Below are 19,816 nucleotides of genomic sequence, written 5' to 3'. Positions count from 1 at the left end.
GTCGTTCCCTCGTTACATTGTGGTTATGCGATACTTGTCCGCGATTTTGTTCTCTTGCAACCAAGCCCGCACCTCGTCAGTGAGCAAGTCGATGGACGCTCCGCCAGATGAGTTTGCCGCTTTCAGGAATTCTTGCACGACCGGATCGTCGGCAACGTCGGGCAACGCCGCCATCATCTCGCGGATGTCGTCCCACGCCGATTCGATTTCGGCGACGTCTTCTTCGTTGGCGGGAGGCTTCTTGGCAAGTTGTTCTGCATACTTTGCCCGGTTCTTCAACTTCACGGCAATTGCCTTAAAGTCTTTCTGCTGTTCTGCCTGAGCAAGTTGATTCGTGTCTACTGACGGACGTGCTCGCGGCATGAACTGTGCCCAAGTCGCCTCCGCACATGCGCTTCCATCGGTCGCAAACTTCTCGAAAGCCTTCCGCATATCGGTAAACTGACGGCCTTTCGTTATACTGAGCGGATCAGCCAACAGCGATTCTCGAATCTTGCGAACCCGATCAAGACACTTTGCCGGATCCAGATCATCAACCAACTTGGTTCTTGCCGAGATTGCTTTGAGTGAGTTGGTGACTGCCAGCAACATGTCACGCACCTCAACCAACTCGCATCTCCGCTGTTCGAGTTGGTCATGAACAGTTTCTCGTTCTTCCGCCAGCGCTAGTTCTTCGAGCTGCTGACGAAGTTTTTTGCATTCTTCCGCGATCATTCATCCACCTTTTGGTACGGAACAACAGCCTCTTCTAGCGTTTGGAGAATTTCATCGACGTCCAACTTTTTCTTTTCGACAACGTCGGCAGACCACGCAAGAATCTTGTTCTGAGCCTTTCCGGCACGTTCACGAAGGAATTGTGCGCAGGTCTGAGAAAATTCGACGAGCAACGTGTGGGTCTCGATGTCGAGTTTGGCGATGGCAGTCATCTGTGCCGCAAGGTCATCACCGGAAACGATCGCGTCGATCTGCTTTCCGACCTCTTTCACCGGTGCTTCGCGAAATTTCTCGGCTAGTTTGCGAACTTGATTTACCGAGATGTCACCTGCCAGTCCATACTGTTGCGCTAGCGTACAAACGCTTTCCAGGTCCTTCAGCAACTCGGCTTTGTCATAGTCTTTTCCAAGCTCATCTACGATACGTTTCGATTGCTCTGCAATTCGCTTTCGACGAGCGTCAATTCTTGAATTACCAAGTCGGTAAAGCAAACCAACATGTTTTTCAATTGCCTTGAGTTCATCGGACGCACCGCTCGGAAGTGACGGAAACTTCTCGGAGAATTTCCATGTCTTTCGAAATTCCTGAATGGTGGAGAGCAACTGGAACGCGTCAACCGCATGCGGCGTCTTGCCAGTTCCTTGAAATGCACCAACACGCTCAAGCAATTCCTCCTGCAGCAATTGCTGATGCGAGAATAGATCGCGGAGAAAGTCACGCCATTCGTCGTTTTCGTTCGTACTTCTACCGACGATCGGTGAAGCAAAAACAGCATCAAATTGGCTTACATCATCCGTTCTGTGAGCGGATTCGACGTTTAGTTGCCGGGCCTGCCAAAGAAGGGACTGCACGAGTGAGGGAACCGGAGATCCATCAACATTCTTATATTTCCCATGCACCCAAGCGGACGCATTCTCTAAATGACTGTCGATAAAGTTTGCAACATAGACGTAGTCCTCGTCTGATTGGTCGTAATCCCAACCGCCGTAGTGGTCGTATCGGAGCATCGCACGAATGACTGAAAAGACATCGTTAGCTGTGGCGGCTTCTTTGAACTTCTCGTCATCGGCGACGACAACAAATGCTTTTGCAATATTGGGCGGATTCCCCTTTGCCCTTGGCAGATAGATACTAGTCGCATACGTGTTCGTGGTCGGTTTGACGGATCGGAGCAACTCGGCTTCCCAATTGATGGAGTGCATCAAGTGCGTGTTGATCCATCCGCGAATCCTGTTAGCCTCACCCTGGCCGAGAACACCATTGTTCTTCCAGTCGTCCAACTTCTTTATGAACTGTTGAATAGCTGGTGGATCACGTTCGACCTCGGGTTCGCCTGTTTCGCGTTCAGGTATTGTCGGCGGCGTGCCACTCACCTCGCTGTCCTCATTCGGCGAAAGAGGCTTGAGAGTACGTGGAGCAGTCGCGGTCTTGCTTCCATCAAGCGGCTTGAGGCCGAACGCCGTAAAGACGCCTGTCGGAAGACTTGCTTGGACCAATCTCTCAGGCTTGTTCGCCCAAAAATGCAGGAGGTATAGATACTGTTCCTGACGTTCGGGGTCACTTTCTTTTCGCTGCACCTCCCTTCGCAGGTCAGCCCAAATCCTTCTCTCCGACCCAAGAAAATTTCGTGGCGGAAACGAACCACGTTCATAACTCCCGCGCGTATCCTTCACGACGGGAAGAATGATCTCATTGATTACGCTACGAGGATGAAATCTCAACTTGCCACTGCTGTCGCGGAGTCGCCAGTCGGCAATAGTTAAAATCGCCGAGGGATTGAACGGAAAGAGGCTGTAGTTATCTGCGGATTGTCCAAAGTTAGCCAACAGCCCGAGTTCTTCCGGTTCGGGAGCCAGGAAGTCCATAGCGTTGGGAGCCTTCTTGCCAAAATTGTTCGGATCCGCGAAATGTTGCTCAAGTCGCTTCGCGCCGATTCGAGCGGCGTTGACATAGGCCGCTACGAAATTGCCGATTTGATTAATGATTTGCTCTTCATCGGAATTTGCTCCGGTTTCGATCCACCAACCGTGGATCGCTCGAGTTTTCACCGTGTCTAAGTTCCCAAAGTAACCGTCCGTGACCGCCAGAGCGGTACGGATCGTACACGCCTCCCTTTTCCCACCAGTTTCACCTTCACGGATGATCGCATCCAGCAGAGCTTTTTGGACGCCAGCAAGGACGGCAAAGTCTTCCACCAATAAAACCAATTCGCGATCGTCGGCCAAAAGCTGACGTCGCACCTCGTAAAAGAGTTCTGCGAGTGAGGTGTCAGTCGGCGTTGCCAATGGAGCAATTGCGTCGTCGACAATACTGTTGAGCAATTTGATCGCATCATCGAGACTCTTGGTATCCGTTGTCCGCTGTAGCTTGTCCAAATATCGCCCAGCAATCTGACCTGCTTCCTTTATGTCGCTCGCCAACTCGTCAGGCACGAGGAAGTCGTCGCGTTCAAACTGACGCCGAGGTGACTCAGTTGCGGATGTGTCCTTGGCAATATGCCGGGCTAACTCAGAGATAATTCCGGGTCGATACGACGTGCCGATCGTAAATAACTTCTGCGTAGCGGGATCGTCCAATAGCGATCGTAGGCACCTGGGGTCGCCATGTCCCAGCCACAACTTGTCCTTTTCGCTGAGCTTGCCCCCAGTTTGTTGGGCGAGTTCCTTACGTTTTGATGCCTCGGTGTGGTTACGCTCGATCGAGGTCAACAACTCGGCACGGATCCGCTGCTTCGCGCCAATCTCATCCATCTGCTCACGTGCAGACTTCAGCTGGCTGCGAATTTCCTGGTACCGTGGCCCATCGAGCCCGTCTAAGATTCGTCCCAATACCGACTTCAAACTGGAGCTTTTCGGGATCAGAATCACATGCCTCTTGTCATGATCCTTACGTTGCTGCAACTGTACTTTCAGCCAACGAACGAGGTGTGACTTACCGATACCCGACTCGCCGAGTATGGGTAGAATCACACGTCCGCTTGGCTCGTCTCGAAGGAACTCATTAAGTAATTGGTTTTGTGACTTGCTTTCTGTCTGATCGGTCTGGAAGCTCTTCCGCACAAACCGCATTTCTTGATGAACGGCCAAGAAAACTGCGTCGGACGGATTCTCGGCTTCTGGCTTTATACATTCCAAACAATCGGCTTCGGTCGGCCAGAATCTTAGAAGGCTCATGTCGCATCTCCTAGCAGAATGTGGGTCACAGACTGCACGGTTTGACCGGCGCGACCGATAAGATTGACTCGCGACTCCGAGTCAGAACGGTCATCAAAACGGAGGATGCCGCTCGCTTGAAGTCGTAGCAATGCCCGCGAAAGGGATGTCGAAATCGCATCGCTGGCTGGTGACTTCCATTTTTCAGGACGAAGTTTGCTTTCCACCTCCGCTCGAAATCGCCCGCCATCTAAAATGGGAACGGCTTCAGCAAGTCCGTCTAAGAATTCTCTTACCGGCATATCATTCTTTGGTGGAAGGAGCGTCGTTACCGGGCCGCAAATCCATGTTGTCGGATCGGCAATGAAGCCACCTGATGCCTTTCCCGAGTCAGACCGACCGAGTCCGAGAAACGTTGCCCAAGACACGAATCCAGACCAGCGAGTGTCGTTCTGAAATAAGATCACCTCGGGTGAGCCAGCTTGTTCGAGGGCCTTTGGTTCGACCTGTGTGTATGACGTAGGAACAAAAGCGTGGACATCCTGTGCGAGAATCCAGCATGCCGCGCGAGAAAAATCCGCTGATCTGTTTTCTTCATCGCTCCAAAAGTTCTTGTTGTTTTCCGGCGAAAGAACGATCTGTCGAGCAACATCTGAAATCGAAGATGCCGATGCGTTCAGCTTTCGTATGCTTGCCCGATATTCATCCCTGACCTTCACTTCTTCTTTTTCCGTCACGACAAATAACCCTAGTTCGATCCATCGGTTGAGCGTTTTGATCGCCATGTCTTGCTTTCCATCACCGAGGGTCTTTGGACTGCAAATATCCAGCAATTTGCTTTTCGGCATCGTGCCAACCATCACGCTGGACCGGACAAGGGCGACCAAAACACTTACGAGGCCATCGCTCGGGCGATTTAAAATACTCATTACTGCCCCAACCTTTGGACCAACTCATAGTCGCGAATGTTTGGACGAGTGCTGAAGAACTTTCGTCCGGTTCCAGGTTCGATGGCATCTTCAGGTGCAAAAATGATGTGAAAAGGTCGCTCCATGTTGATCAAATCGCGGGGGACAACTGGGGAAGGCTTCTCAAATAGAAACGTTGCTCGAGGCAAACGGAGGTCGTTTTTTCGAAGATCGTATGATGAAACAGGACTTCCCACCACGAGACGTCGAGGAGACGACTCATGGATCGCTTTCCAACCACGCTTGTTCATCCATTCGCTGGGAATCGCAACTTCGTCAACGCCTCGGCCAACTAACTGCCGAATGATGTCCAGACAAAGGCTGACGCATTCGCGGTCACTTTGTGAATTGTTGACGCAGACAAAAACGACCGGCGACTGAACTCGAAAGAGTGATTGAAGTGAAGCGACATCGCCGTGCTCGATACACTGGACCAAATCCGGTTCTGGGTGGCTGAATCGGTGACTCGTTTCGATGCCATTTGCACGGCACGAGGCGCATCCTGAGCAGCAGTGCTCTGGTCGCGGGCCACCGTTGGATGTGCGTACCGTATACGTGTCGCGAAGCAACTCGCCAATCTCTCGGTTCCCATCCAAGAGATCGTTCATTCGGTCAAACGACTCGCGACTCGCCGCATACATTCGGTGGCGTTCAGGTTGGACAACCGTCTCCCAGACTTCTTCATCAAGATGCCGATCATTCAAAATCGTCAAATAGGCTGTCGCAAAATATTCATCAGTCGCCTTTTGCCGACGTGCCTCGAACGCTTGATCGTTCTCCCCATCAAGACGCTGCGTATCCGGAGGTTCTTCAGACTCTAAGCGGATAATACCAGCCCGATTGAGCAAAACCAACGTCCGCAAATTCCAAGCGACGTTGGCATCACTGTCTTGATGGATGTGTGTCGGCCGAGTATTCAAGTTTACCCGCCAGATCTGCTTGTCAGGCAGGAAGTCAGCAGCCTTCATTAAATCGTCCCATCGGTCCCGTCCTTTCTCTAGGGAGATAATGCGATCTTGACTTATTAATTTCGCCGTTGCCTTGTCGGCATCCTCACATGGCAGCAAAATGGAAACAGAAGCACATCCATCGCGTCCCGCACGCCCTACTTCCTGGTAATAGCGATCAATTGACTCGGGAATGCACGCATGAATGACGGTGCGAACATCCGACTTGTCCATGCCCAATCCGAATGCCGAGGTCGCGACGACGCAGTCGATCTCGCCCGCTCGCCAAAGATCAATTACTCGTTCACGTTCCTCATTCGACGTGCTGCCATGAACGCAACCACAACGTTTGATGCCAAGTTCGCGAATTTTGCGATGCCAGGAGTCGGCGTCTCGCTTGGTTGTCACGTATAGCAAAAAGGGTCTTGGCGCGACACGAATGAGTTCGACAACCTTCTTGTCTCGTTGGTGCTTCGTAGCGGATGCGGACTGCCAGTATTCGGGTTCCGGTCGTAAAGCAACCGCGTTTACAGAATCAAACTTCCCGTCCGAGAATAACGTTTCTAAGACGTCATAGCTTTCTTGCGTTAGCGTTGCCGACAGAAGAAGGGTGCGAAACGCTCGCGCTTTCGGGCATCTCTTGATCAACTCCCGGCGGAGTCCGCTCATCGCTTGAAACTCAGGCCGAAAGTCATTCCCCCACTGGGCGACCAGATGGGCTTCATCGACGACGAAGTATTTCAGCAATCCACTCTCGGCTGTTTTGTAAAGCACGCTACTGAGTGATCCAACAAAACTCTCGGGCGAGGTAATCAGCACTCGTTGAGTGTTGTCGCGAAGTCGCTGGTGAATAGCCTTTCTCGCGGCGTCGCTAAGTCCGCTATGCCAAGCCATCTCCGATGGTAGTCCGCCTGGAACATGCGGATAATTTTCCCGCAGTTGCCTTTCCTGATCGATCGCCAACGCGATAGTTGGCGTGATCATGACCGTCAATTCACGCGGAGCGGCGAGCAATGCGGCTGCCCATGCAACCAGACTCTTGCCGGTACCAGTGGGGAGGTTGACGACCAACGTTCCGCCTGGCCTCAGAAAGAATGCAGAACGAATCGCCAATCGCTGGCCTGGGCCTTGGTAGCCTTTGAACGGCAATTTCAAACCGTATTCCAACGCGGTGTCTAGCGGCAAGTGTGGCGACGTGGGCCAACCTTTGCGCCGATAATCTTCCCGAAGACTCGCCTCAAACGGGCTAAACTTGTCGCTGCCTTCCAACCAGTCAGCAATCCACGACTCCGGAGCACGCAACCGGAGGGATTGGTGATCACTTCCAACAACCCTGACGTGCGATTCAGCCCACAAGTCTTCATTCGGCCAAGGCGGTTCGGACGGCACTGTCAGCAGGTACTCGGGGTCATCTCGCAGAGTTCCTCGCCGCAAAACATGCCGTACCAAACCAGCAAGATCACCCGAGCCAACTGATTGCGGGTTGGTAGACAGGGACAGCACTGCTCGTCGCAGTTGTTCGCAACTACGGTCATGCATTGAAAACTGAAGACGATCGGTCTTAGGGAGTTCACGCAGAGCGGTTTGGATGGCCTGAAAGTCGCTCAATCGTCATCCTCTCCTTCGTCGACTTCATTGAAAGGCATGCGATTCGAAAGAAAGATCGCTCCGACTGAATCAACTCGCAGATCAGGATCCATAAATGCTTCGACTTGAGCTTGCTGGAGCTCTTGCTCAAAGTGCAAATCTATTTCAAGCGACGACTTGGATTCACCGTTTGTCATCGCCAGACGCGATCGAAACTGCTGCTGGATCTGGTTTCCTTGTCTAGCGGCCTTTTCGATGCATTCAGACGACCATCTTGGCAAACCGGATTGTTCCCGTAACAGACGCTCAGATATCTCTCGCGCGGCAGCGCACCGGTCTCGCCACAGCGACATATCGTAGAATTCACTCGCGGCATCCCAGCGATTTCGATTGAGGTTAAAATCTTCTTTGAGCCCAGAGCGGCCTTTGCTGAACGCTGGGACGAGCAGTTTGGCGCGATCGTCTTTGCCCGAGACTCTTTCGAGGTCCGAGTCGAGCCACATCGTCGCGAAACGAGGTGGCATGATAGTTTGCGTGCGACGTAGTACAGCGTTCCAACTTGCGCCAGGGTGTCGCTCGCATAGAGCTTTCAGTGGTGCGATTGCCGGTGAAACGAGGAAATCAAACCTGAAGAATACGGCAGGATCGTCTTCGCCACGGTACGATGGCACGTAACGCCAGAACGCATAGCTGCATCCTCGATCGTCCCATCGCGTGAAGGCTTCCATAGCGTCGACGAACGGATCACCGACTCGCAATAATCGGCATGAACGCCGCTGCGATGTGACGCGATCAAACGTAAGCGGGACGGTTGTAAGGACGACCGGCTTCTCCGACTCGATATCATCGATCGACGTAGCGAAAAAACGCTTGAATTCGTCGATGGGCATGAGCGTGTCTTTCCCGTACGGTCCGCGCCTCCCGTAATCGACACGACGAGTGAACTCGTATTGAAAGACGTCGTCGTACCGTTGCTCTTCACCCGAAATGCGAAAATGCAAACCACGCTTGAGCCACTTCGTAAATATCTCGACCGACTGTTGAGCGAGTTTGCGATCGCTGTTCTCGAGTTCGTCCGCGAACTCCTGGGTCACGACATCGGTATCGAAAGAATCAATGGTATCTTGGGCGCGAATGCGATTGAGTTCGTCGGCGACCATGCCCTCATCGCCGCCAAGTTTCTCACCTGCTTCGACAAAAGCATCTGCCCCAGAATCCAAAAAATGAGCGAAAACGCTTCTCATCGAGCCTTCGATGACATATTGCAAACTGGCGATCGAACGAGTGAAGACGCCGAGGGCACCGTCAACCAGATCGAACCATCGTTTCTGGATGGCCGAACCATCACAAACCAATACGGCGGCCTGAACGGGCATGCCGCTACCAAAGCGATCGAGACGCCCCATTCGCTGCTCGATGCGGTTTGGTGAGAACGGCAAGTCGTAGTGAATCGCACTGGCACCACGTTTCTGAAAGTTCAAGCCTTCTTCGGCCGCCCGATCGCAAACGAGAACGTAACCACGGTACTCGCTCTTGAATTGTGTCCAGAGGGAAGACTCGCATGCATGACGAAGGACGCGACCGCGGGGGAGTCGCAAGTCAAGGAACTCGAAGATCAAGTCGGCCGTTTCAGGTTCGCTGGCGAACACAACCCAGGAGACTTGTTCGTCGCCACTGCCAATTAGCTGATACAACTTCTGCAATCTTGCAGAGTGATCGCAATCGGTGGCTGCTCGGATGATCTGTTGCAGCATTTCGGGTTCGCCGTCGCACAGCGGAAGACTGCCGGTTGCGTTGGGCGCACCACCGCGAAGTCGAGCGGTCGCGAACTCAAGTGCGCGTCGGGGTTCACAAGAGGCGAATTCGTCCATGACACGTACTAAACCTCCGGCGACGTCTTTCTCCGCATCAGTCGCCGAAAACAGTGATGCCGAAAGGGTTAGTCGCCAATCTTCGATCGCATCGGCCAAGCCAGACTCGTTGTCACAAGTGTACGTGATTCGTTTTGCGCCGCCGCGACCAGGCAGATACGCCGATGTCGCGTCGGTTCGCCGACTTCGCAGAATCCGTCGATGAAGTCGCCACATGTCGCTGACGTGAGTCCGGATCGAATGAATCAGTTCGATGCGACGACTATCCTGTTCATCAATGTCTTGTTCGACGAGTTGCCCAAGTTCTTTTCGTAGAGTTTGAAACTCGCTGTCTTCCGCGAGCAACTCACCAAGCACGTCCAGCGTGTCGCCGAGAAAGAAGTTTGATTCGTCTTCTCGCAGATCCATCATGCGTTCGGCGATTTCTTGTCGCAACTGCACACGCTGTTTGAACGAATCGAGACTGTCAAGCGGATAGACTTGTGGATCAAGCAAATGAAGCATCGCCAGAAACGATTTTTCGTTGTGCAGCACCGGAGTTGCAGAAAGCAGCAATACTCGACGGTGCAAATCGGCTGTGGTGTCAGCAACTAGATCAAACACAAACTTTTCTTGTTTGTCCGCCGACCACGCCCACGAACTCAAATGATGGGCCTCATCGATAACAATCATCCGAGCACGCGGAAGGTTTGAACCAAGTTGTTTTGCGTCCCGATTAGCAACGATGTGGATGGCCTTGCCGAGGAGTTCTCCTAAATGAAATCGATGCGTCAACTCTTGCTGCCACTGCATCCTCAGGGCTTCCGGAACGATGACAATGGTCTGGTGATCGCTTGGTTCATCAAGCGTAAATTGCTTGATCAAGACGCCTGCTTCGATGGTTTTCCCCAGTCCTACCTCGTCGGCAAGCAAGTAACGCTGGAACGGGTCTGTCAGTACTCGGCGAACAACGGACGCTTGATGGGCGACAATTTCAATCGACGAGGAGAGCAACGCAGAAAGTCCGCCGCTCATTTGCTGCTGGTCCATAAGATGCCGCACGAATTCCGAACGCAGCGAGTGCCAAAATGCGGTCTCGTTAACTTCGCCGGCAAGATGATCGGTCGGGTCTTCTATCGGTAACCGGCACCGGACTTCAACTTCCTCGCTCGAAAGCAAGCGGCAAACCTCATTGGGAAAACGTACAAAGTACTTGTCGTCATCTTTGTGAAACGCCAAGATGCGTCCGACTTCGACTTCGCCGGTCTCGGGGTTGCGGTAGTACGCTCGCGTTTCAGGAAACAACACTTTTCGTGCGAGGCTCTTGGTGGGAACTTCGCAATGCAGACACCCGTCGCCTACAGGCGAACGAAAGTACTCGATCGTCGCGGATTCGCCATTGATTGCGATGACTTTGCCGATGCCCAGGTTATTCTCGGATGACTCCACAAAGTTGTGTTTCGTTCGTCCCTGCGACAAGACATGCCCTCCCGACCATTCAAGAACCAGTTCACCTCACCGAAGTTCCGACGAAACAAGGAACGAAGGCTTCCAAATTGTGCCTATTCTATCCGACGCGGGCGTCGATGTGCTAGCAACAAAGGCACTGACGAGGTTACGAGGGAATCGTGGCTAGTCGCGACAATCCGGGCGAATTTATCGTCCACGCAAGCCTCCCTGTTTCGAGCACCGATCATCACCAGAACGGCAATCTTAGGCGAACCAGGACCAACTTAGCATTCTGCGCAGCAGAGGACTACGCCTACGGAAAATATGTCCACAGATTCCTTCGTGCTTTCCGCCATTTATGTAAACCCATCAGAGCAACCTAGGAGAGAAACCCTGATAAACAATCAACAACTTGCCCACTTTGATTCCCCGTCCTTATCGTGAAGAAATCCGTTTCAAGCTCGCCTCATATTTATTGTTTGATAAACAAATCAGGGATCTTAACTCTGCTTCGGTGTCTTTAACGAATCCAGGAACAGCATTTCGATTGGGTAAGTCGAAACCTGTCTGCGGTGTTCCAGCCGATGTCGCCGCCTCGGAGGGTGGCGATGCCGGTTTTGCGGTCGCAGGTGAAGATCCATTGCTCGCCGTGCTCGTTCGCGCAGTAACCGATGCAGAGATTCGATTCATCGCCGTTGACGATCGGTGGGTCATCGAATATCTCATCCGCATTGGAGAATGGGATGCCGCCTGCAGCACGCCGGAATGGGGCGAGGTCTACTGGCATGCGGAAATAACCGCAGGTGAAGACCTGAAGCTATCAGGTCGCGGCTACTACGACCCGCTGTGGATGAAGGCGCATCGCTCCATTGTGCGGGAAAACGTCGTCCAGGCGATCGGTCGGGGCCGTGGGATCCTCAAGGACAGTTGCGATGTCATCGTACTCAGTTCTGAAGAGTGTGGATTGCGCGTCATCAATGAACCCGTGCCCTACGTCAATGACCGGAGCGTTCGTGTTCTTGATCAGCTGCGCGAGCTATCAACAGTTCTTTGGATGCGGTATCGGGATACAGATCAGAGTTCCTCCTCTTCCAGGGCCGCCATCGCTTCGGGCCAGAATTGATGCCTCCATCATTGAAGGCGTCGGATTCGACCGTATAGCCGTCTCCGCACTCCGTGCATTCGACATCCATCGTGACGTCGTCCACGCCCACGATCCGGTTGTCCGTTACCGTCGACCTCGTCATGAAACCCACGCTTGGCAACTCCTCGCTCGCGATCAGACATACTACAAGCTTTGCTACCAGGTTGAAACTGCTCCTCCTGGATGCCTCACTTCCGCCGCGTCAATGTCCGCTGGGAGTACTACTGTCACCTCTTTGAAGGCATATGGCAACTCGTCTGCATATTCACTATCTTCAACAGATTCGAGCGAAGCCCGCGTCATTGAATGCTAAGAAAAGTGCGATCCGGGCCGCCCGCAGGCGGCCCGGTGCCTCTTAGGTCGTGTCAGTTTAGCGACGACGATGTCGTGAGCGGCGGCCTGCGAAGAAGCCCTGGAGGCTACCGTCTCGTTTTCCCTAGCGATAACAGTACCAGACAAACACCATCACGGTGATCGTGGTGAGAAGTTCTTCCATTCGTCCTTTCTTTCATGATGTTCGGTCGCAGAGTGTCCATTCCCCCGCGAGCAGATTGAGGGTGGTATCCCGGTCAGTAGGAATACCGCGCAGCCAGCGGGTAAACTGATGCGTCATCATGCCAGCAGCAATGCTGGCCGCGTAGATCGTGCTTTCCGACGTGCACGTTCCTCGTTGGGCATCCCTCTGTGAAAAGAGCGTTTTCCCGTAATGCCGGTTGCTGTCAGGATCGGTGGCCGTCAGCACACGGATGACTTCGCCCAGCATGCGTCCGTCTGCCCAGAAGGAGCAGATTTCGCCTACCGAGCGCCAGATCGCCGCTCGGGCCGAGATCGAATCCACGCAGCAGAACACCACTTCCCCGACTGCTTGCGTGGGCCGAAAGCGGTCTTGGATGAGCTCCAGCTCGATCAAGGGATCGATCCTGGAGATAGTTTCTCCTGTCGCGATGATCTTGGACTTGCCGAGATCGCCTCGCAGATATCCTTGAGTCGTGATGTTCGTCAGATCGACGGTATCGAAATCGATCAATTGCATTCGGCGGACGCCAATTGATGCCAGCTGTTGCGCTACTTGCCGGCCGATTGCGCCGACGCCGATCACGGTCACCGTGACCTCGGCCAGACGCTCCATCGGCACCAAGTCCCGTTGGCGATCGAATCGGTCCGCAACTTGTTCAGAAGTTGTCATCGCATTCCTCCTCGCTTCGATTGGCAAAACTGAACTCGGACAGCCATTCGTCTTCCCAGTCGACTGAGCAGGCCAGTTCGTGGGATTGATCACGGTCGTCCGCGTTCCTTCGCCGGACTGGTTTGTCGGTCGCGGCACGCCTGCTGACGACTGCCGCTGGCTCTTCGACTTCCACGCTCTGCAGGTATTCAATCTCCCAGGCATCAAAGTCACTGCCGTTGAACTCTCGACCATAGTTGAGTTCGATTCGCAGTTCAGTTTCACCACCGGGACCACTATTGAATCGCAGGCGGGCGTAGCAGTCCCCTCCGCGAGCGAGGATGAACATCACGGCCCAATCTGCGTTCCCGAAGACTCGCTCAAACGTTTCTTCGTCGACTCCGCTTGGCTGAGGGCAATCTCCCGGATGGGTGTGAATCCACACCCGGGCAAACTGCTCCGGTCTTCGCCCCTCATCGACCTGCTCGTCGAAGAACTCGGCGACGGCGTCATCCTCTAAGGCGACATGAGCCCAGGAGCAGGTCTGCCGCACCAGCTGGATATCCTCGATCAGCAGCAGGCCATCAGCGGCGGAGATCCCGAAGCCGCCGACTTCGGTCTCGCCATAATCACGCAGAAACAGCAGCTTCGCCCAGGCCGTCGGACTGAATCGCAGCGATGGGAGTTGTGGACTCCGTCTCTTCTTTGTTCTGTTGTTCATGGCAGTATTCGCACCTTTCATTGGTCAGGCAGGAGGAGCAGAAATCGGCGTCGCAGTCGGCGCACGTTGTCAGACAGCTATGGCAGAAGCGCTCGGAGCAGCCTTCGCATTCGCTGGTGCAGCCACAGCAGAAGTTGCGATGGCAGTCGGGACAGGTCACGGAACAGGTCTTCACAGACGGGCGTATCGCACTTCTCGCAATCCGAGCCTTCGTCGGCGTCCATCGCGTGGCCGCAGTCCATACAGTTGACGGCCTGCCATCCGGAAAGGGCGACGTAGGGACTGCTGTCGTTGTAGGTCCGCAGCAGGTTGGCCACGATCGTGAAGAAGTCGTACAGTCGCCCCTGCCGCAGCGCGATGTCGATCGCCGCGTGACCTTCGCCTTCGCACAGGTCTTCATCCTGGACGTGAGGATGTGTGACACTGTCGTTGGAACAGGCCGGGTTGGGTTCCAGCGCGATCACGCGGTAATGCCCGGCGTCGTCGCTGTAATTGGCGTAATTCAGTCGGATCTCGAAGCGTCCGAGGTCGATGTTCTGCAGACAGATCGCCTCCGTCGTGACGGAGATCTCTTTCAGCTTGCGATCGATCATGACTTCCTCGAACTCATCTCGAAGAGCCCGCAGGTCGGTCAGGATCTCGCGGGCTAACGCGGTGACCACTCGCGGTGTCACTTCCATCGCTGCATTCAACGGAAGTAGATCCTGCTGCAGAGACTTCAACACGGACTGGAGCTGGTTGAAGGTTAGAATAGCGGCGTGATGCCACTTTCTTTGCCGGGCCAGCTCATACCGCCGCCGGAGCCGTACAAGCTGCAACCAGCGCTGCTCCGGTAGCCAGATCGCTCCGCGATCGGTCTCCGTGTTCAACTGACTGCTGATCTCGATCGCCACCCACAGGAGTGATTGGTCCATCGGAGTCATGGTCTTTCCTTTTAAGGCAAATGGCCGCCCAGCGTGCTGGCTGGACGGCCATGGAATTAACGAGCGGAACTGGGATCACGACTGTGGCACGGCCGCTCCCTCGATCTTCGTCGGTGTGAACGACACCCGGTCACCATCCTGCAACACCTGGTCGGCCGAGCAAGGTTGGCGGTTGACCCGGATCAGATAGTTGTGAGCCTTGCTGGTCCCGGTGTGCCGCTCGAAGAGCTGCATCACCGTCATGCCTTCGGGGACTTCGACGTAGTCTGCGAAGCCGCCGCCATCGTTGTTGATAAAGAGGACCTTCATGAGAGTTTCCTTCGTGCGAGTCAGTGAGAAACCGGAGAGGACCGCCGCTGCGGACGGGGCTTCCGGCGAGGTTGTCGCCGCCCCTTGTGCCGTTTGCTGCGGTGACAGATTCGGGACGCCGCGATCCAGAGTCGCTGCTGCTGGTGAGCTGTTGCGCTGGTCATGACCTCACGCCACCAGAGATTCTGGAGCGATGTCGGCCAGGACGTCGTCATCGGCGATGAGGCAGTCATCCCAGTCCAACATCGCAGGTCCGCAGTCCCTCTCAGGTCTTGATGCCGTATCAGGATCAGAGAGCAGAAAGCCGAGCCGCTTGATCGTGGCAATCGATTCACCAGTCACGGAGGCCACGGCACAATGAGTTCAGATTGACGCATGAGTTGTTCCTTCAAATAGGGCCACAAAAAAAGCCCCGGCTGAGCAGCGAGAAGGCTGGTAACCGGGGCAAGTGAGAATCGGATTTGTAGTGTTCGGTCAGCGATCCGAACGCGAGGTGCGGATGATCCGGCGTCGGGGACGATCGACGAGCAGGCCGTCGAGAATCGACTGCACGCCAGAAAGTTGACTGCTCACCTGCTGACGCAGGCTGCTGTCGTTTCGCAGAGCTAGAGGCTGGACGCCGTCGACGATCTGACGACACTGGTTGACCAGGGCATCCAGCTGTTCATTGGAGCGGACATTGAGCAGCTGAAACCGTTGGAAGAATTGGTGCAGGTTCTCGACAGCCGTGTCGCGGAAGACTTTGGAGCGGCCGTCGTCATGTCCGCTGAGCCGCTCGGTCAGATGCGAGACCAACTGCGAGAGCTCGTCGACAAAGGCCTTCTCGGCCAGTTGCAGAGCTTCATCGAAGCGGGCCTGCACCCGCTTCACTTCCTGCTCGTAGACCTCGGGATTGAGCTGCCGCAGATAGTCGGGCGGCTCGACCGACGGGTAGTCGTGCTCGATCTGAAACGCGTCAAGCAGTGAGGGCGGGTAATCGCTCGGATCGAACAGATCACCAAGCCGCTCCCGAGCCGCCGATCTGAGTTCGTCGTAATGATTATCGAGCTCGATCACCGCTTCAGCCAGCTCGGCCTTTAACAGCTCGATCTGCTGATCGAACGCGGTGATGTGGAACTCGTATTCATCAAACCAACGCTCATCCAGTCCAGCGAAGCGATGCGGATCGGTGGACCATTCGGCCAACGCCTTGATCTTCTCCGTCGGCTGGTCTACGCCCGCAATTCGACGACGAGCACGCCGTCGCGGTTGAGCCTGCTTTGTTGAACCCGCGTCCGATGAATTGTGTGGAACGCAGGGTTCGTCGACGGAGAACACGTCCATTGCCTCTCCGAGAACGCCGAGGCGGCACGTACGGAGAACGGCACGCCCGTCGGCGTGGCAGTCGATGCGATCAATGTGCTGAGACAGTTCAATATTGATCATCGAGGGATTATGATCCGCCAGAACCCGGGCGAGGTTATTCAAGCGTTCAGCAATCGCCTTCGGATCAACCAAGGAGTCGCGTCGGTCTGCTTGCGCCTCTTTTTCGGCCATCGTCATCTTGAGAGTATTAATCCGGTCGGAGGTGGCTTGCATCTGCGACTCGATCAGGCGACGAGTTGTCTGATCCAGATCGGGGTTCGACAAGGATTGCAACCACCCATTCATCTGACTTTCCGCTAAAGCCACTTCTTCTTTCGTGGCGGCGGCGCATGTCTTCTGGTCGGTACACTGGTCGAGGAAGTGATGGACGTCGTTTATCATTTCCGCAAACCAGAGCTGTGAGATCATTTCATCCTTGGTCATATCAAATCTCCTTAAAAGGAAAGAGTCTGCGACCCCGATGGGGCCGCAGACTGAAAACATGTCAGTTGCTATACATCTGCCGGAAACAGTCGCGAAGCGAGGTGGTCCACGACCGTTTCGAAGAGCCATCGCTCGGGAAAATACGTCTTATTGGAACAACCACCGCCCGTGATCGCGCGAGGACAGGCGTAATAGGCATAAGTCCGGCCGCCGTTACTCGAACGTCCCGACGTGATTGGGCGCATTGCCGACTTGCACTCAGCACACTGGACAAGGCCGCTGAGTGGATACGTCAGCGAGACGCCTGGCGCCAGAGGCCGGATCTGCTTGCCGTTCCCCGTGGACTTATTGTCGTTGGCACGCTTGCGACGAAGACGTACCAAAGCAACCTCTTCCCAGACGTCCCGCTCGATGATCGGCGGGCAGAAGTTCGGAACGCGCAACCACTCCGATTCCGGATTCGGCTCCTTCACGCGGGTGTCGCTGACAACGTCCGTGGCCTCCTTCCCCCAGACCAGATCACCGCAATAGATTTCCTGCTTGAGCCACATACGGACCGTTGCGTCGTGGAACGGTTTGAACTTCTCCGGGATTTCAGGATCCGCATTCAGATGTTGTGCCAGGCGAGCCGATCCATGGCCTGTCGCTTTGGCCCGTTCGAACAGTTTCTGAATGACGAGCGATTCTTCGGGGAGTGGCTCCAGTACAGAGCCCTCCATGTACTGACGACCGTCTGATTCGGCGATCTTTGACACAAGACGATAGCCAAATGGGGGCGCACCGCCGGGCCAAAAACCGCGTCGAGCCAGATCCCGCTTCCCGCGCAAGACCTGGTGAGCTTTAATGCGGTTCTCCTCCGTGGCTCGGAACTCTTCGAAAGCTCCGAAGGCCTTACCCTGAGGAGTCGTGGGATCAGCGAAATGGGAATCTGCCGTGAGCACGAGGACGCCGTATTGTTCACGTAAGTCCTTACGCGTCGGGCCCAAGTCCTCATTGCGTCCCAGGCGCTGCAGGGTATCGACCAGAATCATATCAGCGGGGACTTTGCCCGAGCGGATATCCCGGAGCATTTTTTGATAGCCGGCTCGCTTGCGGGTGTAACGCCCACTTTGAGCGTCATCGCGATAAACTCCCACAATCTTCCACGGGTAGCCGAGAGCAGTAATTCGTTGACGAATTTCGGCCTCCTGCTGATCCGGACTCCGAGGATTCTGCTTGCCAGAACTCATCCGCAGATACAGCACCACAAGAAGTGGCTTGAATGGATCAAAAATGCGGTTCAACATTGAGGGTTAACCTCCTTGCAAGTTATCACAATGGCGATTGCCCGACATGATGTCTTGAGCAATCGCCTGAGCGATGAGACGTACCAACCGCCTGCGTCGAAACTGCCGCACTTTCAGCAACAGGTCTGTTGCCTGCTCGTGGGACAGATCATCGGGGAAGGGGACGAGGCCGTAAGAAATCAGCTCTGCCAGCTCGATGTTGCTGGCGGCTGGCTTGATTTCTTCGACGGCCTCTCGTCGTTCTCCGTGCATACGGTTGGCAGAATGAGATGCAGGCTTAGGCATCTTTGGCTCCTCTTATTGGGTCGCCCGCAGTGCCTATTCCCGGAATCAGCAACATGCTGATCCGCCCCTAGGCATTTGCGCGCACCCGAGTGTCCCAAAAAAAAGCCCTGCTGCTCGCGACAGAGCAACAGGGCGACTGATTGACGTGTTTTACTTGAATACTCTCGCTACTCCTCTCGTTTTTTATCGATCCCCTCTCCCTCTTCTCTCTTCACTCTTTCCTGCTCGGCCAATGCGTCGATATGACCACTCATTTCAGACTGAGTGGTCACTACGCTTTGGTTCTTTCGCAACGATTTTGTGACCTCGTATTTGTTGGAATAGTAATAAATGGCGATCGACAGAGCGTGCAGCAGGCGATTGCGGGATGACTCGGTGCGATCCCCAAGATAATCAGCAACGATCTCTTGGCCTCGGGGAGTGAGAAGGAACGGTCCGCATGCCGGATGAAGGGCAAAAATGTGACCGTGAAAGAGGTGAAAGTTGGCCTCGTCTGTTTCGTTCGAGGGTTGGCAGTGATCGAAATGCCAAAAGTGGTGAAACAAGAGGCTTACTTGCGTCATGGGATAGTTCTGAGCCAGTCCACGGAGAAGAATGTCCCAAACCGCTGAGTAACACCGATGGAGTGCAGTTCTGCACTCGTAGGACAAGATGTCGAGGACCTGCTTCACGAGCGCGTTACCTCGCCGACGCCCAATCCGATTGATCAGGTTTTCCCAGTCGTGGAGAACCGATTGGACCGCCGAATCCCCCTCTCGCTGGATCCGATCTCGGGCGTCCGAGAAGAGACGCTCGCACATTTCCTGATACTTCTCTTCCACAGAAGGATCATACTCCGGGGGACCGAGAAAATTGGCCGTAGCATCACGGAACTGCACGTCGTCGTACTCCGCACTACGAGAACTGCTCAACAGCCGTTCCAGCTCGTTGGTCCAGGCTTCGATCTGCCGACGACGACCCCGAGCCGGGATCTCGACAGAATCGACAAAAACGCTCCGGGATCCATTGCTCCGCGCGTGGGGCAGGATCTTCGCCAGAAGGTAAGTCTCTTGGATGTCTCTCTCTGACTGAGATCCCTGCAATCCGCAAACCGTCCACCAGAAATCCACGATCGGTTGTTGATTGGCGGCATTCGTTTTCCGCTGACCATACAGACTCGGGGTCGGCATCCAGAACTGATCGAACTCAATTTCGGCAAGAGAAATGGGCTTGCGGCACAAATGAAATTGGAAATCCGCTTCGTCATTGGGTTCCGATGCGAACTTAAACCCAAATTCACTACTACTGACTGTGATCAAAACATAGATGTATTCAACGTCCCTGGACATTTCGAGGCCCCTGAGGTTGGTCGTGAGATCTGAAAATCGGCGTCAGCAGCAGTTAACAGGTACGACTTCGCAACTTCGTGGTCAATGCAAATTTCGAATTCTCCCATGCCCCGGCGCGCAAATGCCTAGCCCCTGGAATCGATCGATGTGACAAATCCGAGGACGGGTTTGCAAGATCGATCACGGCCAGGGAAATTGGC

14 protein-coding genes are annotated in these 19,816 nt (G+C 54.5%); 1 reads left to right on the top strand and 13 read right to left on the bottom strand.

Annotation, left to right across the window (positions count from 1 at the left end; translation table 11 throughout):
- Window positions 1-12: 12 nt before the first annotated feature.
- From L1A08_RS18105 to dpdE, 5 genes are read right to left on the bottom strand one after another with little or no spacing between them, the layout of a single operon-like run.
- A complete protein-coding gene (locus L1A08_RS18105) occupies window positions 13-714 on the bottom strand; it encodes a hypothetical protein (RefSeq protein WP_238757932.1) in 702 nt (233 codons plus the stop codon).
- Window positions 711-3,887, bottom strand: coding sequence for a protein DpdH (dpdH, locus tag L1A08_RS18100; protein WP_238757931.1), 3,177 nt, complete (start codon window positions 3,885-3,887; stop codon window positions 711-713). The genes L1A08_RS18105 and dpdH overlap by 4 nt, the downstream gene beginning before the upstream one ends.
- Window positions 3,884-4,795 (bottom strand): protein DpdG, encoded by a 912-nt coding sequence (gene dpdG, locus L1A08_RS18095; RefSeq protein WP_238757930.1) that lies wholly within the window; start codon window positions 4,793-4,795, stop codon window positions 3,884-3,886. The genes dpdH and dpdG overlap by 4 nt, the downstream gene beginning before the upstream one ends.
- On the bottom strand, window positions 4,795-7,389 hold the full coding sequence (gene dpdF, locus L1A08_RS18090; protein ID WP_238757929.1) for a protein DpdF: 2,595 nt from the start codon (window positions 7,387-7,389) through the stop codon (window positions 4,795-4,797). The genes dpdG and dpdF overlap by 1 nt, the downstream gene beginning before the upstream one ends.
- The gene (dpdE, locus tag L1A08_RS18085; RefSeq protein ID WP_238757928.1) at window positions 7,386-10,697 is read right to left on the bottom strand and encodes a protein DpdE; all 3,312 of its coding nucleotides are present in this window, start codon (window positions 10,695-10,697) and stop codon (window positions 7,386-7,388) included. The genes dpdF and dpdE overlap by 4 nt, the downstream gene beginning before the upstream one ends.
- A 382-nt stretch (window positions 10,698-11,079) precedes the next feature.
- On the opposite strand from dpdE, the gene L1A08_RS18080 reads away from it, so the two are divergent.
- Complete coding sequence (locus L1A08_RS18080) at window positions 11,080-11,790, top strand: hypothetical protein (protein ID WP_238757927.1); 711 nt, start codon at window positions 11,080-11,082, stop codon at window positions 11,788-11,790.
- Window positions 11,791-12,319: 529 nt separating this feature from the next.
- Here the strand turns inward: L1A08_RS18080 and L1A08_RS18075 are convergent.
- From L1A08_RS18075 to L1A08_RS18040, 8 genes are all read right to left on the bottom strand, one after another.
- Window positions 12,320-12,940, bottom strand: coding sequence for a ThiF family adenylyltransferase (locus L1A08_RS18075; RefSeq protein ID WP_238757926.1), 621 nt, complete (start codon window positions 12,938-12,940; stop codon window positions 12,320-12,322).
- A gap of 43 nt (window positions 12,941-12,983) precedes the next feature.
- A complete protein-coding gene (locus L1A08_RS18070) occupies window positions 12,984-13,697 on the bottom strand; it encodes a hypothetical protein (protein WP_238757925.1) in 714 nt (237 codons plus the stop codon).
- A 77-nt stretch (window positions 13,698-13,774) separates the two neighbouring features.
- Window positions 13,775-14,620: a hypothetical protein gene (locus L1A08_RS18065; protein ID WP_238757924.1), complete on the bottom strand. Its 846-nt coding sequence runs from the start codon at window positions 14,618-14,620 to the stop codon at window positions 13,775-13,777.
- A gap of 75 nt (window positions 14,621-14,695) precedes the next feature.
- On the bottom strand, window positions 14,696-14,929 hold the full coding sequence (locus L1A08_RS18060; protein ID WP_238757923.1) for a MoaD/ThiS family protein: 234 nt from the start codon (window positions 14,927-14,929) through the stop codon (window positions 14,696-14,698).
- Window positions 14,930-15,403: 474 nt separating this feature from the next.
- Window positions 15,404-16,717 (bottom strand): hypothetical protein, encoded by a 1,314-nt coding sequence (locus L1A08_RS18055; RefSeq protein WP_238757922.1) that lies wholly within the window; start codon window positions 16,715-16,717, stop codon window positions 15,404-15,406.
- Window positions 16,718-16,785: 68 nt separating this feature from the next.
- A complete protein-coding gene (locus L1A08_RS18050) occupies window positions 16,786-18,003 on the bottom strand; it encodes a recombinase family protein (RefSeq protein ID WP_238757921.1) in 1,218 nt (405 codons plus the stop codon).
- A 6-nt stretch (window positions 18,004-18,009) separates the two neighbouring features.
- A complete protein-coding gene (locus L1A08_RS18045; protein ID WP_238757920.1) occupies window positions 18,010-18,288 on the bottom strand; it encodes a hypothetical protein in 279 nt (92 codons plus the stop codon).
- Window positions 18,289-18,455: 167 nt separating this feature from the next.
- On the bottom strand, window positions 18,456-18,851 hold the full coding sequence (locus tag L1A08_RS18040) for a hypothetical protein (protein WP_238757919.1): 396 nt from the start codon (window positions 18,849-18,851) through the stop codon (window positions 18,456-18,458).
- Window positions 18,852-19,816: the final 965 nt, after the last annotated feature.

The organism is Rubinisphaera margarita, from assembly GCF_022267515.1.
In the GTDB taxonomy this organism is placed as follows: Bacteria; Planctomycetota; Planctomycetia; order Planctomycetales; family Planctomycetaceae; genus Rubinisphaera; species Rubinisphaera margarita.
This window is presented reverse-complemented; position numbering and strand designations above follow the sequence as displayed.